This window comes from Streptomyces sp. NPDC058157 (genome assembly GCF_042884105.1).
Taxonomy (GTDB): Bacteria; Actinomycetota; Actinomycetes; order Streptomycetales; family Streptomycetaceae; genus Streptomyces.
The window spans coordinates 1-15,889 of the sequence record NZ_JBHVUQ010000174.1; the positions used below are offsets into that span (position 1 = coordinate 1).

The following is a 15,889-nucleotide window of genomic DNA, read 5'->3' on the forward strand; positions in this document are numbered from 1 at the left end:
CCTCACCTCCGCCCTCTACTCCGCCCGGGCCCGGTGCCGGCTCGCCGGGAGCCGGGCCCTGGACGAGTTCGCCGCCGGGGCCAGGCCCCTGCTGGCCGGAGCGCTCCTGCTGTTCACCGCGGCCGCCACGGGGGCTGCCGCGCTCGCCGGAGCCGCACCGGCGACGGCCGTACCGCTCGCGGTGCTGCTGTTCCTGGTCCGGCTCCTCCTCGGCCACGGTGCCCGGCGGGCACCGGTGGCCGCGGCCCTGGCGCTCGCCCTGGTCCCCGTCCCGGCCGCCGTGTACGCGGCCGTCGCGGGACTCCTCGTACACGCCTTCCACGCGCTGTCCCGTGCCTCCGCACACGCGCGTCCCTGAGCGCCGTACCCCTATACCGACCCCACCCACCCAAGGAGAAACAGGATGACCGGCCAGCCAACCAACCGAGGGGCCGTGCGATGAGGGTGCTGCTGATCGGAGCCAACGGTTACCTCGGCCGCTACGTCGCGGACCGGCTGCTCGCCGACCCCGCCGTCCAGCTCACCGCGCTGGGCCGGGGCGACGACGCCGACGTCCGCTTCGACCTCGCCACCGGCAGTCCCGGCGCCCTCACCCGGTTCCTGGACGCCGTCCACCCCGGCGTCGTCGTCAACTGCGCGGGCGCCACCCGCGGCGGGGCCCGGGAACTCACCCGGCACAACACCGTCGCCGTCGCCACCATCTGCGAGTCCCTGCGCCGCAGCGGTTGCGGGGCCCGGCTCGTCCAGCTCGGCTGCGCCGCCGAGTACGGGCCCAGCCAGCCCGGATCGTCCACGGCCGAGGACGCCGTCCCGAGACCCGGCGGACCGTACGGCGTCAGCAAGCTCGCCGCGACCGAGCTGGTGCTCGGCTCCGGGCTGGACGCCGTCGTGCTGCGGGTGTTCTCGCCCGTCGGCCCCGGCACCCCCGCCGGGTCCCCGCTCGGCCGGCTCGCCGAGGCCATGCGGCGCGCCATGCAGTCCGGGGACGGGGAGCTCAAGCTCAGCGGGCTCGGCGTGCAGCGCGACTTCGTCGACGTGCGGGACGTGGCCCGGGCGGTGCACGCGGCCTCCCTGTCCGCCGCCCAGGGCGTGGTCAACATCGGCACCGGCCGCGCGGTCCGGCTGCGCGACGCGGCGGCCGTCCTCGCCCGGGTCGCCGGCTACGGGGGCGCCCTCAACGAGCTCGACGTCCCGCACGGCGGCCCGCACAACGACCCCCGGCACGGGCACCCCGGCCGCCCCCAGGGCCTGGCCGGCATCGGTTCGCCCCGCTCCGAGGCCACCGCCGAACAGCTCGCCACGGCGGCCCCGCAGCCGTACCCGTACCCCGACGGCTGCGGCGCCTGGCAGCAGGCCGACGTCCGCACCGCCCGGGACCGGCTCGGCTGGCGGCCCCGGATCAACCTGGAGGAATCCCTGGCGGACATCTGGATGGAGGCGGCGTGCCGTATCTGACCACCCCGCCCGGGGCCACGGCGGCCGCCGCGACCGAGTCCGGCCGGCTCGGCCTGGGCATCCCCGGCTACGCGCACCCGCTGCTCGCCCCGGTGGAGTGGGCCGAGCTGACCCGCCCCGGCACCCCGCTGCACTGGGCCGTGCTCAACGTCGCCAACGGTCCCGGCGGCCGTCCCGACCCGCACTGCACCGAGGCGGCGGCCCGGCTGCGCGGCGTGGGCGGGACGGTCCTGGGCCACCTCTCCCTGCGGGGCGGCACCCGCCCCTTCGGGGAGCTGGTCTCCGACGCGCACCGCTTCCGCGACTGGTACGGGGTCGGCGGCTTCTACCTGGCCGACGCCCCCTCGGACCGGGCCGACCTCGCCGGGGTCCGCCGGCTCACCGACGCCCTGCGCGGGCTCGGCCACGAGCTGCGGATCGTGCTCGGACACGGCACGCACCCCTGCGAGGGCTACCTGGAGGCGGCCGACCAGCTGGTCACCTTCTCCGGGGCCTGGACCGACTACCGCTGGTCGCAGGTGGCGGAGTGGACGGCCGACCACCCGCCGGAGCGGTTCTGCCACCTCGTCCACGGGGTGCCCCGCACCCACCTGGAGGAGGCCGTCCGCATCGCCCGCTGGCAGGGGGCCGGAACCATCTGGTTCACCGACCGGCGGGCCACCCCCGACCGGGACCCGTGGGAGTCGATGCCCGCGTACTGGGACGAATTCGTCTCACGGATCGGACCGGGTGTCTCGGAATGAAGAAGGGCGTGGCAGTGTTACGGGAAGAACCACCGTTCAGACTTACCCATCTACGGAGTCCCCGTGTCGCTGCCACCCCTGGTCGAGCCAGCTGCTGAGCTCACCGTTGACGAGGTCCGTCGGTACTCCCGCCACCTGATCATCCCGGATGTCGGGATGGACGGCCAGAAGCGCCTGAAGAACGCCAAGGTGCTGGCCGTGGGCGCGGGCGGCCTCGGCTCGCCCGCCCTCATGTACCTGGCCGCGGCCGGCGTCGGCACGCTGGGCATCGTGGAGTTCGACGAGGTCGACGAGTCGAACCTGCAGCGCCAGATCATCCACAGCCAGTCGGACATCGGCCGCTCCAAGGCCGAGTCCGCCCGCGACAGCGTGCTGGGCATCAACCCGTACGTCAACGTGGTCCTTCACGAAGAGCGGCTCGAGGCCGAGAACGTGATGGAGATCTTCAGCCAGTACGACCTCATCGTCGACGGCACGGACAACTTCGCCACGCGTTACCTGGTCAACGACGCCTGCGTGCTGCTGAACAAGCCGTACGTGTGGGGCTCCATCTACCGCTTCGACGGCCAGGCCTCCGTCTTCTGGTCCGAGCACGGCCCCTGCTACCGCTGCCTCTACCCGGAGCCCCCGCCGCCGGGCATGGTCCCGAGCTGCGCCGAGGGCGGCGTCCTCGGCGTGCTCTGCGCGTCCATCGGCTCCATCCAGGTCACCGAGGCCATCAAGGTCCTCACCGGCGTCGGCGAGCCGCTCGTCGGCCGCCTGATGATCTACGACGCCCTGGAGATGCAGTACCGCCAGGTCAAGGTCCGCAAGGACCCCGACTGCGCGGTCTGCGGTCCGAACGCGACCGTCACCGAGCTCATCGACTACGAGGCCTTCTGCGGCGTCGTCTCGGAGGAGGCCCAGGAGGCCGCCGCCGGCTCGACGATCACTCCCAAGCAGCTCAAGGAGTGGATCGACGAGGGCGAGAACATCGAGATCATCGACGTCCGCGAGAAGAACGAGTACGAGATCGTCTCGATCCCCGGCGCGAAGCTGATCCCCAAGGGCGAGTTCCTGATGGGCACCGCCCTCCAGGACCTCCCGCAGGACAAGCGGATCGTCTTGCACTGCAAGACGGGTGTCCGCAGTGCGGAAGTCCTCGCGGTCCTGAAGAACGCGGGCTTCGCGGACGCCGTCCACGTCGGCGGCGGCGTGATCGGCTGGGTCCACCAGATCGAGCCCGAGAAGCCGGTCTACTAGGGCCGGGCCTACACCTGCCCCGGAGGGGTCGTACCGTTCGACGACGGTACGGCCCCTTCGTCGTTCGCCGTCCCGGGGGTGCACACGGCGTTGGCGCCCGGCACCTTCCCGTCCAGCAGGTAGGCGTTCACCGCCCGCTGCACGCACGGGTCGCCGCTGTTGTACGCGCCGTGCCCCTGCCCCTTGAACGTCAGCTCCACGCCCACGCCCTTGCCGAGCCGGTCCACCATGTTCCGCGCCCCCTCGTACGGGGTCGCCGGGTCACCGGTGTTGCCGACCACCAGGATCGGGGCCGAGCCGGGGGCGGAGACGTCCGGGGTCTGCCAGGCGCCGGCCACCGGCCAGCCCGTGCAGCTCATCAGCGCCCAGCCCAGGAAGTCCCCGAAGACCGGGGAGGCCTTGCGGAACTCCGGCAGCTTCGCCTTGGTCTGCTCCAGGCTGTAGCGGTCCTTGGAGTCCGCGCAGCTGATGGCCGTGTTGGCGGCGCCGATGTTGCTGTAACGGCCCTGCTGGTCGCGGCCGTTGAGGGCGTCCGACAGGGCCATGAGCAGCTGTCCCTGGCCGCCCTCGGCCTCGTCCAGGCCCTGCTCCAGCAGTGGCCACAGCTCCTTCGAGTACAGGGCCTGCGCGATGCCGTTGGTGGCCATCGTCTCGGTGAGCATCCGGTCGCCGATGCCGGGGATGGGCTTGGCCGCGAGCTGCTTCTGCAGCTTGACGATGTTGTCCTCGACCTCCTTGGCGGTGGTGCCCTGGAGCCGGCACTGCTCGCCCCGGTCCACGCAGTCCTGCGCCCAGTTGCCGAGGGCCAGCTGGAAGCCCTTCGCCTGGCCGAGCGCACCCTGCTCGGAGTCCTTGGTCGGGTCGACGACCGCGTCGAAGACGGCCCGGCCGACGTTCTTCGGGAAGAGGTGGGCGTAGACCCCGCCGAGTTCGGTGCCGTAGGAGATGCCGAAGTAGTTCAGCTTCGGGTCGCCGAGGGCCTGGCGGATCCGGTCGAGGTCGCGGGCGGCGTTCTCGGTGCCGACGTACGGGAGCACCTTGCCGGAGTTGGTCCGGCAGGCCTGCTGGTACTTGCGGAGGCCGTCGGTGAAGGCCTTCTCCTGCTCGGGGGTGGAGGGGGAGGAGTCCTGGGCGTAGTACGCGTCCAGCTGCTTGTCGTTCTCGCAGAGCACCGGGGCGCTGCGGCCGACCCCGCGCGGGTCGAAGCTCACCAGGTCGTAGCGGGCGCGCAGGGCCGCGTAGTCCTTGGCGGCGCCGGGCAGGGTGGTGATGCCGGAGCCGCCCGGGCCGCCGAAGTTGAAGACGAGGGAGCCGAGCCGTTCTTTTTGGTTCCTGGCCTTCGCCCGGATCAGGGCGAGGGGGATGGTCTCGCCCTCGGGCTTGGCGTAGTCGAGCGGGACGTCGAGGGTGGCGCACTGCCAGTCCGCGGGCGGCGCCTGCCCACCGCCCTCGGCGGCGTCGGGGGCCGCGCACTCCCCCCACTTGAGGGGCTTGGCGTCCGCGGCCGCCCCGGCGGGGGCCTGCTTCGTGCCGCCGCTGCCGGCGGAACAGGCACTGGTGGTGAGCAGCGCGGCGGCGAGGGCGGCGGCGGTGGCGGTCCGCAGGACGATCGTCGGCATACCCCCATCGTGTGCGCCGCACCCGCCCGGCGCCCGCTGACGGTCCAGCCGGGTGACCCTGCGGTGGCGCCGCCCGGCGGGCGCCGGGCCCGGTCCGGCTGTCCGGGGCGGCGGCTGGTCCGGCTGTCTGGCCCGGCTGTCCGGCGCGGCCGCCCGGCGCGGCCGTCGCCCCGGCGGGTGTCGGGCCTGGTCCGGCCCGTCCGGTCCGGCTGTCCGGTGCGGCCGTCGCCCCGGCGGGCGCGGTTCGGTCCTGCCGCCCAGCGCGGCCGACCGGCCCGGCTGTCGCCCCGGTGGGCGTGGTTCGGGCCTGCCGGGCTGCGGGCGGCGGTCCGGACGGGAGGGGGTGGGCTCAGAGTTCTGACAGGAGCTCCCGGGCCGCCGTGCGGCCCGTGGCGACGCAGGCGGCCACGCCGACGCCCTCGTAGGCGGCGCCGCACAGGCCGAGGCGGGGGAGTTTCGCGGCGGCCTCGCGGATGCGGGCGACGCGGTCGTGGTGGCCGACGGCGTACTGGGGCAGGCCGCGGTCCCAGCGGGTGACCCGGGCCGCGACCGGTTCGCCCAGGGGGCCCGCCGCCCGGTGCAGTTCGGCGACGGCCCGGCGGACCAGCTCCCGGTCGGGCAGGCCGAGCAGGGCCTCCTCCCCGATCCGGCCGACCGAGGCGCGCAGCACGAACAGTTCCGGGGCGGCGTCGCGGAGCCAGGCCCACTTGTTCGACAGGAACGAGGCCGCCTTGAGCGTGCGCCCGTCCACGGGCGGGACGAGGAAGCCGTTGCCCTCCGGGAGGCCGCGGGCCCGGGCGCGGGAGAAGGCCAGGGTGATCACGGCGGTGGAGGCGTGCGGGATCGCCGCGAGCTCCTCTCCGGCGAGCGGCGCGTGCGGCAGCAGCAGTTCGGCGGCGGCGAACGCCGGGAGGGCCAGGACCACCGCGTCGGCGGTCAGGGTCAGGGGCCCGTCGCCGGTGCCGGCCCGTACGCTCCAGCGCCCGGACGGGGTGGGGGACAGGGCCCGGGCGACGGTCCCGGTGAGGATCCGCGCCCCCGACGCCACCGCGACGGCCTGCGCGAAACGCCCCGTCCCGCCGACGACCCCCTGCACGGCGACGGGCCTCCGCGCCGGGGCGGCAGGCGCCGGGGATCCCCCGGCGCCGGCTGCGCCTGCCGTGCCCGCCGGCCCGGCCGTGCCTGCCGTGCCCACCGGCCCGGCTGCGCCTGCCGTGCCCGCCGGCCCGGCTGCGCCTGCCGTGCCAGCCATGCCCGCCGGCTCGGCTGCGCCCGTCGGACCCGCCCCACGCCCCGCGCCAGCGGACCGCATCCGGGCCAGGGTCGGGAGGAGGGGTTCGCCGCGTTCGGCGATCGCCGCGAGGCGGGGCATCGTCGCGCGCAGGGAGAGGAGGTCGGCGCGGCCCGCGTAGACGCCGCCGAGCAGGGGTTCCACCAGGCGGTCCACCGCCTCCCGGCCGAAGCGTGCGGCCAGGTACGCGGCGACCGAGCAGTCCCCGGTCAGGGGCTCGGCGGGCAGCTCCGGCTCGCGGGCGGCCCGCGCGAGGCCCTCCGGCGAGAGCAGCCCCGTACCGGCCAGCGCGGCCGGGTCGGCGGGTACCCCCATGACGTGCCCGGCGGGCAGCGGGCGCAGCGCGCCGCCGCTCCACAGGGTGGTGGGGGAGGCGGCGGGGTCGCACAGCCCCCCGCCCAGCCCCACCTCCCGCGCCAGCCGGACCGCCTCGGGGCGCAGCGCCATCAGGGACTCGGCGCCCTCGTCCACGGCGATCCCGGCGAAGGTGCCGGTGCGCAGCTTGCCGCCGACCCGGGCGGCGCTCTCCAGGACGGTCACGTCCGCCTCGTCGCGCAGCTCCCAGGCGGCCGCCAGACCGCTGATCCCGCCGCCGACCACGATCACCGAAGGCCTCACAGGTCCGTCTCCGCTCCGTTCCCGGCCCCCAGCAGGGGGCGCAGTTCCTCCTGGTACGGGAAGGAGCCCGGCTCGTACGCGCAGTACGGGTCCTCCCCGAGCACGTCCCCGCCGGCCCCGTACGCCCGGGCCCGCGATCCCCCGCACACCGGCTTGAACTCGCACGCCCCGCACCGGCCGCCCAGCAGCGAGGTGTCCCGCAGGGCGGTGAACAGCGGCGAGCCCCGGTAGATCTCCGTCAGCGGGCGGTTCTTGACGTTGCCCGCCGGGACCGGGAGGAAGCCGCTGGGGTGGACCTCGCCGGTGTGGGAGACGAACGCGAACCCGCGCCCCGACGAGACGTCCAGCGGCGCCCGCCGCACGGCCCGCCGCTCCCCCTCGAACAGCCGGGCCGACGCGGCGCGGGCGTGCAGCCGCCCGTACAGCGGTCCGAGCGCGGGGTGCTCGCCGCGCGCGTCGAGGACGGCGCGCTGGAGCGCGACCCGGCGGAAGTGGTGGCCCTCGGTGGTCTTGACGGCCAGGACCGAGCCGCAGTCGTGGAGGAAGTGCAGGACGTCCTCGATCGCTCCCGGGGTCAGCGGGTCCAGCCGCCGCCCCCGGCCCGTGGGGACCAGGAGGAAGGCCGACCAGAGCATGGCGCCCTCGCGGCGCACCAGCGCGGCGATGTCGGCCAGGTCCTCCAGGCTGTCCCGGCTGACCGTGGTGTTGATCTGCACCTTGAGGCCGAGCGCGCGGGCGGCCCGCCAGCCCTCCAGGGTCCGCTCGAACACGCCGGGCACGCCCCGGAAGGCGTCGTGCCGGGCGGCCGTCGAGCCGTCCAGGGACAGGGAGACGGCCACCGCGCCGGCGTCGCGGACCGCGCGCAGGCCCTCCGGGGTGAGGGTCGGGGTGCCGGAGGGGGAGACCGCCACGCGCAGGCCCAGCCCCGTCCCGTACGCGATGAGCTCGGTGAGGTCGGCCCGCTGGAACGGGTCCCCGCCGGTGATCACGAACAGCGGCGCGGGCTTGCCGAAGGCGGCGACCTGGTCCATGACCCGGCGGGCCCCGGCCCCGTCGAGCTCCTCGGGGTGCCGGGCGGTCTGCGCCTCGGCCCGGCAGTGCAGGCAGGCCAGCGGACAGGCCCGGGTGGCCTCCCAGATGACGAGGAACGGCCGCTCGGAGACCGCGTGCCGGGGCCGGCGCACGAGCGTGGGGGGCCTCACGAGACCCGCTCCCAGCCGCGCCGGTCCGGACGGTTGGACGTCAGCCCGGGGTCGCGCCGGCGGTAGACCACGAACGGGCGGAAGAGGTACTTCAGCGGCGCCGAGAACATGTGCACCAGCCGGGAGTAGGGGATCAGCGCGAACAGGGTGAACCCGAAGAGGACGTGCAGCCGGAAGGCGAGCGGGGCGGCGGCCATCAGCTGGGGGTCGGGGGAGAGGGCGAACAGGCTGCGGAACCAGACCGAGACGCCCTCGCGGTAGTTGTAGCCGTCCGTCTGCCCGGTGGAGTTGAGGACCGTCGCCGTCAGGCCGAGGGCCAGCGCGCCGAGCAGGACCGCGTACATCAGCCGGTCGCCGCGCACCCGCGCCTTGCGGACGGCGGGCGTGCGCAGCCGGCGCCAGACCAGGATGCCGATCCCGGCGGCGGCCGCCACACCGGCGACGGCGCCCGTGGAGACGGCCATCAGGTGGTAGGCGTGGTCGTCGAGGCCGAGGGCGTCGGTCCAGCTCATCGGGATCAGCAGGCCGACGACGTGTCCGGCGACCACGAAGGCCATGCCGAAGTGGAAGAGGGGCGAGCCGATGCGCAGCAGCCGGGACTCGTACAGCTGGGAGGAGTGGCTGGTCCAGCCGAAGGCGTCGTAGCGGGCGCGCCAGACGAGGCCGGCGACCAGCAGGGCGACGGAGACGTACGGGAACACGCCCCACAGGAGGAGGTCCATCAGGCCGTCTGCCTTTCCGGAAGGGCCGGCCAGGGAAGGTCGACGGGTACGTCGACACCGGGGCCGAGGGGTTCGAGGGGGGAGCCGAAGCCCACCAGTTCCTGAGGCGGGCCGCTGCGCGCCAGGGCCTTCGCCTCGGCCCTCGTCTGCGGCGAGGGCCCCGGCAGGGTGGCGCAGACCGCCTCCAGCACCCGCGCGTACGGGGACCCGCACTCGGTGAGGGCGAGGCGCAGCAGCTCCAGCCCGGCCCGGTGCTCCTGGAGCAGCTCGGTGCCCGCCTCCTCGCGCAGTGCCGCGAACTCCAGGGCCACGGGCAGGAAGTCGGGCAGTTCCTCGCCGGTGAACTCCAGCCCGAAGTCCCGGTAAATCCGCTTGAGCCGGACCAGGGAGAGTCCGCGCCGCCGGGTGTCCCCGTCCGCCCACCAGGTGAGGTAGAGGCAGCGGCGATTGCGGGTGTCGAAGGTGGAGGTGTACTCGGCGCACAGCTCGATCGGGCCGAGCGTCTCGGTGTGGTCGAGGAAGGCGCCGAGCAGTGCGGCCGGTCCGGCGGGGGCTCCGGCCAGGGCGCCGCGCAGCCGGGGGAGTTCGTCGTGGAAGCGGTCTCCGGGGTACTGCAGCACGCAGCCCGCGACCAGCCGCACCAGCGCGTCGGGGGTCATGAACGCCTCCTCGTGGGGCTGAGGTTGAGCATCACGCGGGACGGTCCGGCCTCGGCCCCGGCGACGGGGCAGCCGTCGTCGAGCGGGTGGGAGGCGGCGAGCGCGTCGGCGTCGGGGCGGGCGGCGGCCGGGACCACGAACCGGTCCTCCTGCTTGGCGACGGCCAGCAGCCGGAACATGTCCTCCATCTCCCGGCCGGTGAGCCCGACGGCGGCGGCGACGGACTCGTCCGCCGGCTCGCCGAGGTTGCCCCGGCGCATGTAGGAGCGCATCGCGGCCATCCGGCGCAGCACCGCCTCGACGGCGTGGGTGTCGCCGGCGGTGAGGATCTCCGCGAGGTACTCGACGGGGATGCGCAGGGCGTCGATGGCGCCGAAGAGGTTGCCGGCGTCCTCGCCGTCGCTGCCGGTGGCGGCGACCGCCTCGACGACGGGGGAGAGCGGGGGCACGTACCAGACCATGGGCATCGTCCGGTACTCCGGGTGGAGGGGGAGGGCGACCTGGTAGGTGGCGATGAGGTCGTACACGGGGGAGCGGCGGGCGGCGTCCAGCCACTCGTCGGTGATCCCGGAGGCCCGGGCCGCGGCGACCACCGCCGGGTCGGCGGGGTCGAGGAAGCACTCCAGCTGGGCGGGGTAGAGGTCGTGCTCGTCGGCGACGGCGGCGGCCTCGGCGACCCGGTCGGCGTCGTAGAGCAGCACGCCGAGGTAGCGCATGCGGCCGACGCAGGTCTCCGAGCAGACGGTGGGCATGCCGACCTCGACGCGCGGGAAGCAGAAGGTGCACTTCTCGGCCTTGCCGGTCCGGTGGTTGAAGTACACCTTCTTGTACGGGCAGCCGGTGACGCACATCCGCCAGCCGCGGCAGCGGTCTTGGTCGACGAGGACGATGCCGTCCTCCTCCCGCTTGTACATCGCACCGGAGGGGCAGGAGGAGACGCAGGCCGGGTTGAGGCAGTGCTCGCAGATCCGGGGGAGGTAGAACATGAAGCTCTGCTCGAACTCGAAGCGGATCCGCTCCCCGACCTCCTCGCGGATCTTCTCCACGACGGGGTCCTTCACGGCGTGCTCGGGGGCGCCGCCGAGGTTGTCGTCCCAGTTCGGGCCCCATTCGACGGTGTCGAGGGGCTCCCCGGTGAGCTGGGAGACGGGGCGGGCGGTGGGGAGGTCCTCGCCCGCCGGGGCGTCGGTGAGGTTCTTGTACTCGTACGTCCAGGGCTGGTAGTAGTCGCCGATCTCCGGCAGGTGGGGGTTGGCGAAGATCCCGCCGAGCTTCTGGAGCCGGCCGCCGGCCCGCAGCCGCAGCCGGCCCGAGCGGGTGCGCTCCCAGCCGCCCTTCCACTTGTCCTGGTCCTCCCAGCGGCGGGGGTAGCCCTGGCCGGGGAGGGTCTCGACGTTGTTGAACCAGACGTACTCGGTGCCCTGCCGGTTGGTCCACGCCTGCTTGCAGGTGACCGAACAGGTGTGGCAGCCGATGCACTTGTCGAGGTTCATGACCATCGCGACCTGTGCCATGACCCTCATGTCAGTACTCCACCTTCTGGTCGCGGCGCCGGATGACCGTCACCTCGTCGCGCTGGTTGCCGGTCGGGCCCAGGTAGTTGAAGGCCCAGGTCAGCTGGGCGTAGCCGCCGATGAGGTGGGTGGGCTTGAGCATCACCCGGGTCAGGGAGTTGTGGATGCCGCCGCGGCGGCCCGTCTTCTCCGTGCGGGGGACGCCGACCGTGCGCTCCTGGGCGTGGTTCATGTAGACCGTGCCGGGCGGCATCTTGTGGGAGACGATCGCGCGGGCGGTGACCACGCCGTTGCGGTTGACGGCCTCGATCCAGTCGTTGTCCGCGACCCCGATCGCCTCGGCGTCCTGCGGGGACATCCACACCGTCTGGCCGCCGCGCCCCAGGGTCATCATGTACAGGTTGTCCTGGTACTGGCTGTGGATGGCCCACTTGTTGTGGGGGGTGAGGTAGCGGACGGCGACGGTCTTCTCGTCCACCCGGCCGATCTCGGGCTCCCCGTACAGCCGGTGCATGTCCAGCGGCGGCTTGTAGACGGGGAGGGCCTCGCCGACCTCGTGCAGCCAGTCGTGGTCGAGGAAGAAGTGCTGGCGGCCGGTGAGGGTGTGCCAGGGCTTGAGGTGCTCGGTGTTGACGGTGAAGGCGGTGTAGCGCCGGCCGCCGGACTCCGAGCCGGACCACTCCGGCGAGGTGATCACCGGGACGGGCCGGGCCTGGGTGTCGGCGAAGGAGATCCGCTTGCCCTCGGCCTCGGCGGCCAGGTGGGCCATGTGCGTGCCGACCTTCTTCTCCAGCGTCTCGAAGCCCTGGACGGCCAGGCGCCCGTTGCTGGTGCCGGAGAGGGAGAGGATCGCCTCGCAGGCCTGCCGGGCGGTCTCCAGCCGGGGCCGTCCGGCGGCCGTGCCCGCGCGGACGGTGCCGTTCTTCGCCCGGAGGTACTCGACCTCCTCCGCGACGTCGAAGGTGACGGCCTTCGTCGTCACGCCGAGGGTGTCCACGAGCGGGCCCAGCGCGGCGAACTTCTCGCCCACCGCCCCGTAGTCCCGCTCGACCACCTTGAGGTCGTACATGGTCCGGCCGGGCACGGGTTCGCACTCGCCCTTCGACCAGTCCAGCGCCACCCCGCCCGGCTGGGCCATCTCGCCGCCCGGGGTGTCGTGCTGGAGGGCGGTGGCCACCAGGTCCCGGCGCACGCCCAGGTGGGTGCGGGCCAGCTCGCCGAAGCGCTCGGCCAGGCCCCGGAAGGCGTCGTAGTCGGAGCGGGCCTGCCAGGGCGGGTCCACGGCCGGGGTGAAGGCGTGCAGGAAGGGGTGCATGTCCGTGGAGGACAGGTCGTGCTTCTCGTACCAGGTGGCCGCCGGGAAGACCACGTCCGAGAGCAGGGTCGTGGACGTCATCCGGAAGTCCATGGTGGTCAGCAGGTCCAGCTTGCCCTCCACGTCCTCCTCCCGGTACGCGACGTCGCGCGGGGCGCAGCGCGGGGCGTCCTCGGGGAGGTTGGAGTGGGTGCCGAGCAGGTGCTTGAGGAAGTACTCGTTGCCCTTGGAGCTGGAACCCAGCAGGTTGGCCCGCCACACGTTCAGCACACGTGGCCAGTTGCGCGGGGCGTCCGGGTCCTCGCCGGCGAAGCCGAGCGTGCCGTCCTTGAGCGCGCGGACCGCCTCGCCGACCGGGTCCTCGGCCTCGCCCAGGTCGAGGGGGTTGCGGTCGAAGGTCGGGTAGGACGGCATCCAGCCCATCCGGGCGCTCGCGGCCAGGCAGTCCGCCCCGCTCATGCCCTCGAAGGCGCCCGTGCCGAGCGGGGAGGCCAGCGCCCCGGCGGGCAGGGTGTCGTAGCGCCACTGGCCGGTGTGCAGGTAGAACCAGGCGGCGCCGATCATCTGGCGCGGCGGGCGCGACCAGTCGGAGGCGGCGGCGAGGGTGGCCCAGCCGGTGACCGGGCGGCACTTCTCCTGGCCGACGTAGTGGCCCCAGCCGCCGCCGTTGCGGCCCTGGCAGCCGGTGAGGGTGAGCAGGGCGAGGAAGGCGCGGTAGATGGTCTCGGAGTGGAACCAGTGGTTGGTGCCCGCCCCCATCAGGATCATGCAGCGGCCCTGCGACTGCTCCGCGGTCCGCGCGAACTCCCGCGCCACGCGTACCGCCTGGGCGGCGGGCACCGAGGTCAGCGACTCCTGCCAGCCGGGGGTGCCGGGCCGGGAGGCGTCCTCGTACCCGGACGGCCAGTCGCCGGGCAGGCCCGCGCGGGGGACCCCGTACTGGGCCAGCATCAGGTCGAAGACGGTGGTCACGAGCCGGCCGCCGAGGCGGCGCACGGGCACCCCGCGGCGGACGGTGCCGCCGCGCTCGTCGTCCTCGAACCGGGGCAGCACGATCTCGGCGCTCTCCCCCTCCCCGAGGAGGGTGAGGCGGGGCACGGTGTCGCCGAGGTCGAGGTTCCACTCCGGCTTCTCGTTCTTGCCCCAGCGGTGGCCCAGCGTCCCGTTCGGCACGACCGCCTCACCGGTCACGTCGTCGACGAGGACGGTCTTCCACTGCGCGTTCTCGGTGTCCGTGCCCAGATCGGCGGCGGTGACGAACTTCCCCGGGACCAGCCCCTGCTCCGTCTCCCGCAGGGACACCAGGAAGGGCAGGTCGGTGTACGTGCGGACGTAATCCGTGAAGAAGGGGGTCTGCTTCTCGACGAAGAATTCCTTGAGGATGACGTGCCCCATCGCGAGGGCCAGTGCGCCGTCCGTCCCGGGGTGGGGGTGCATCCATTCGTCGGCGAATTTGGTGTTGTCGGCGTAATCCGGGGAAACGGCCACGACCTTCTGCCCGCGATAACGCGCCTCCGTCATCCAGTGCGCGTCCGGGGTACGGGTCACGGGGACGTTCGAGCCCCACATCATCAGGTACGCCGCGTCCCACCAGTCACCGGACTCCGGCACGTCGGTCTGGTCCCCGAACACCTGCGGGGAGGCCACGGGCAGGTCGGCGTACCAGTCGTAGAAGCTGAGCATCGGCGCGCCGATGAGGGAGTGGAAACGGGCTCCGGCGGCGTGCGAGGCCATCGACATCGCGGGGATGGGGGAGAAGCCGGCGACCCGGTCCGGGCCGTGCTCCTTGATGGTGTGCACGTGCGCGGCGGCGACCAGCTCGGTGGCCTCCTCCCAGGTGGCCCGCACCAGCCCGCCCTTGCCGCGGGCCTTCTGGTAGCGGCGCCGGCGCTCCGGGTCGGCCTGGACGTCGGCCCAGGCCAGCACCGGGTCGCCCAGCCGGGCCTTCGCCTCCCGGTACATCTCCAGCAGCGTCCCGCGCACGTACGGGTAGCGCACGCGGGTCGGCGAGTACGAGTACCAGGAGAACGAGGCACCGCGCGGGCAGCCGCGGGGCTCGTACTCGGGGCGGTCCGGGCCCACGGAGGGGTAGTCGGTGGCCTGGGTCTCCCAGGTGATGATCCCGTCCTTGACGAAGACCTTCCAGCGGCAGGAACCGGTGCAGTTCACGCCGTGCGTCGAGTACACGACCTTGTCGTGGCTCCACCGGTCCCGGTAGAAGGCCTCGGCGGCGCGGCCGCCGGTGCGGTGGACGGTGCGCAGGTCCTCGGAGACCTCGGCGCCGGTGAAGAAACCACCGGCGCGCCGGGCACCCTCGACGGCGAGGGAACGGAAGGGACTCTCCTGACGCGCGTCCAAGACGACCTCCAGGGCGGAAACGGGGGGGTGGGGAGGGGAGGGTCGATTTCCGGCCCGTATGCGACGCTACGCCCGCCGGAATGCCGAATCCGGTGACAAAGGTCCCCAAGTCCCGTGACCTCTTCCCGGTATTTCGGGGGCCGAGTGGGTGCGAAGCTGGGACGACCCCAACTGCGTGCCGGCGCGGATGAATTACGCGCCGGAATTCCACTTTGGCGAACGGAACGGAAATGACCTACCGCTGGATACCCGACCAGCACGGGGCGTGGGCGATGCTGGCGGTCCCCTTCCTGGCGGGGACGTTCCTCTCCCCGCACCCGGGATGGGGGCACGCGGCCCTGTTCGCGGCCTGGCTCCTCGGGTACGCGGCCGCCTTCCACGCGCAGCAGTGGCTGCGGCTGCACGCGCGCGGGCTGCGCTCGGCGCGGCGGCACGGGGTCCCGGCGGTGGTGTGCGGGGCTGCGGCGGGGGCGTTCGCGGTGCCCCTGGCCGTCCTCCACCCGTGGCTCCTCCTCGCGGCCGCGGCGGCGCTGCCGTTCGTGGCGGTCAACACCCGGTACGCGTGGCGGGGGCGGGAGCGGGCCCTGGCCAACGGCCTGGCGGCGGTGGTCCCGGCCTGCGGGATGCTGCTGGTGGCGGCCCGCCTGGGCGGCCTCGGCCCCGGCGGGGCCTGGCGGGCGGGGGCGGCCTGCCTGCTGTACTTCGCGGGGACGGTGCCGTACGTGAAGACGATGATCCGGGAGCGGGGGTCCCTGCCGTACCGGCGGTCCTCGGTGGCGTACCACGCGGTGGCGCTGGCGGCGGCGACCGCCCTGTCGTGCTGGCTGACCCCGCTCTTCGCGGCCTGCCTGACCCGAGCGGCACTCCTCCCGGGCCGGGGTCTGCGACCGCCGAAGGTCGGCGCACTGGAACTGACCCTGTCGACCGCCCTGCTGACGACCCTCCTGCTGACCTTCTGACCCGCGCGGGCCTGCGGGGGCCGCTGCGCGGGGCGGAGGTCCCCTACCAGCCCTCCGCCCGTTCCCCGGGGCAAGCCCCGGACCCCTGGGGGCTCCGCCCCCAGACCCCCGCGCCTCAAACGCCGGCGGGGCTGGATTTCGCGCAGCGAAATTCCAGCCCGCGCGGCGATTGAGCGCACCGGGGTCCGGGGC

The 15,889-nt window shown here is 73.9% G+C and carries 11 protein-coding genes and 1 pseudogene; 5 read left to right on the forward strand and 7 right to left on the reverse strand.

The features are described 5' to 3' along the window. The 4 genes and pseudogenes from ACFVXK_RS30400 to moeZ form a co-directional block, all read left to right on the forward strand. Nucleotides 1-358: pseudogene (locus tag ACFVXK_RS30400) on the forward strand (hypothetical protein); the annotation flags it as partial. Nucleotides 359-438: 80 nt separating this feature from the next. After that, entirely contained in the window at nt 439-1,455 is a 1,017-nt protein-coding gene (locus ACFVXK_RS30405) for an NAD-dependent epimerase/dehydratase (RefSeq protein WP_389617783.1), read from the forward strand. After that, nucleotides 1,443-2,198 (forward strand): spherulation-specific family 4 protein, encoded by a 756-nt coding sequence (locus ACFVXK_RS30410; protein ID WP_389617786.1) that lies wholly within the window; start codon nt 1,443-1,445, stop codon nt 2,196-2,198. The genes ACFVXK_RS30405 and ACFVXK_RS30410 overlap by 13 nt, the downstream gene beginning before the upstream one ends. Nucleotides 2,199-2,261: 63 nt before the next feature. Continuing rightward, complete coding sequence (gene moeZ / locus ACFVXK_RS30415) at nt 2,262-3,440, forward strand: adenylyltransferase/sulfurtransferase MoeZ (protein ID WP_045950911.1); 1,179 nt, start codon at nt 2,262-2,264, stop codon at nt 3,438-3,440. An 8-nt stretch (nt 3,441-3,448) separates the two neighbouring features. Here the strand turns inward: moeZ and ACFVXK_RS30420 are convergent, their stop codons facing one another. From ACFVXK_RS30420 to ACFVXK_RS30450, 7 genes are all read right to left on the reverse strand, one after another. Further along, the gene (locus ACFVXK_RS30420; protein ID WP_389617789.1) at nt 3,449-5,059 is read right to left on the reverse strand and encodes an alpha/beta hydrolase; all 1,611 of its coding nucleotides are present in this window, start codon (nt 5,057-5,059) and stop codon (nt 3,449-3,451) included. A 349-nt stretch (nt 5,060-5,408) separates the two neighbouring features. Continuing rightward, the gene (gene hemG, locus ACFVXK_RS30425) at nt 5,409-6,968 is read right to left on the reverse strand and encodes a protoporphyrinogen oxidase (protein ID WP_389617792.1); all 1,560 of its coding nucleotides are present in this window, start codon (nt 6,966-6,968) and stop codon (nt 5,409-5,411) included. Continuing rightward, nucleotides 6,965-8,170 (reverse strand): TIGR04053 family radical SAM/SPASM domain-containing protein, encoded by a 1,206-nt coding sequence (locus ACFVXK_RS30430; RefSeq protein WP_389617795.1) that lies wholly within the window; start codon nt 8,168-8,170, stop codon nt 6,965-6,967. The genes hemG and ACFVXK_RS30430 overlap by 4 nt, the downstream gene beginning before the upstream one ends. After that, the gene (narI, locus tag ACFVXK_RS30435) at nt 8,167-8,892 is read right to left on the reverse strand and encodes a respiratory nitrate reductase subunit gamma (RefSeq protein WP_389617798.1); all 726 of its coding nucleotides are present in this window, start codon (nt 8,890-8,892) and stop codon (nt 8,167-8,169) included. Before narI ends, ACFVXK_RS30430 begins: the two co-directional genes overlap by 4 nt. Beyond that, the gene (gene narJ, locus ACFVXK_RS30440) at nt 8,892-9,551 is read right to left on the reverse strand and encodes a nitrate reductase molybdenum cofactor assembly chaperone (RefSeq protein WP_389617801.1); all 660 of its coding nucleotides are present in this window, start codon (nt 9,549-9,551) and stop codon (nt 8,892-8,894) included. Before narJ ends, narI begins: the two co-directional genes overlap by 1 nt. After that, a complete protein-coding gene (gene narH / locus ACFVXK_RS30445) occupies nt 9,548-11,074 on the reverse strand; it encodes a nitrate reductase subunit beta (RefSeq protein ID WP_389617804.1) in 1,527 nt (508 codons plus the stop codon). Before narH ends, narJ begins: the two co-directional genes overlap by 4 nt. A gap of 1 nt (nt 11,075) precedes the next feature. After that, nucleotides 11,076-14,738: a nitrate reductase subunit alpha gene (locus ACFVXK_RS30450; protein WP_389617807.1), complete on the reverse strand. Its 3,663-nt coding sequence runs from the start codon at nt 14,736-14,738 to the stop codon at nt 11,076-11,078. A gap of 230 nt (nt 14,739-14,968) precedes the next feature. On the opposite strand from ACFVXK_RS30450, the gene ACFVXK_RS30455 reads away from it, so the two are divergent. Further along, nucleotides 14,969-15,697, forward strand: coding sequence for a YwiC-like family protein (locus ACFVXK_RS30455; protein WP_389617809.1), 729 nt, complete (start codon nt 14,969-14,971; stop codon nt 15,695-15,697). The last annotated feature ends 192 nt before the right edge of the window (nt 15,698-15,889 follow it).

Bases quoted from the DNA above. Each gene is read 5' to 3' on its own strand.
- ACFVXK_RS30405 (WP_389617783.1), top strand. From the start codon at position 439: ATGAGGGTGCTGCTGATCGGAGCCAACGGTTACCTCGGCCGCTACGTC.
- ACFVXK_RS30420 (WP_389617789.1), bottom strand. From the start codon at position 5,059: ATGCCGACGATCGTCCTGCGGACCGCCACCGCCGCCGCCCTCGCCGCC.
- narI (WP_389617798.1), bottom strand. From the start codon at position 8,892: ATGGACCTCCTCCTGTGGGGCGTGTTCCCGTACGTCTCCGTCGCCCTG.
- narJ (WP_389617801.1), bottom strand. From the start codon at position 9,551: ATGACCCCCGACGCGCTGGTGCGGCTGGTCGCGGGCTGCGTGCTGCAG.
- narH (WP_389617804.1), bottom strand. From the start codon at position 11,074: ATGAGGGTCATGGCACAGGTCGCGATGGTCATGAACCTCGACAAGTGC.
- ACFVXK_RS30455 (WP_389617809.1), top strand. From the start codon at position 14,969: ATGACCTACCGCTGGATACCCGACCAGCACGGGGCGTGGGCGATGCTG.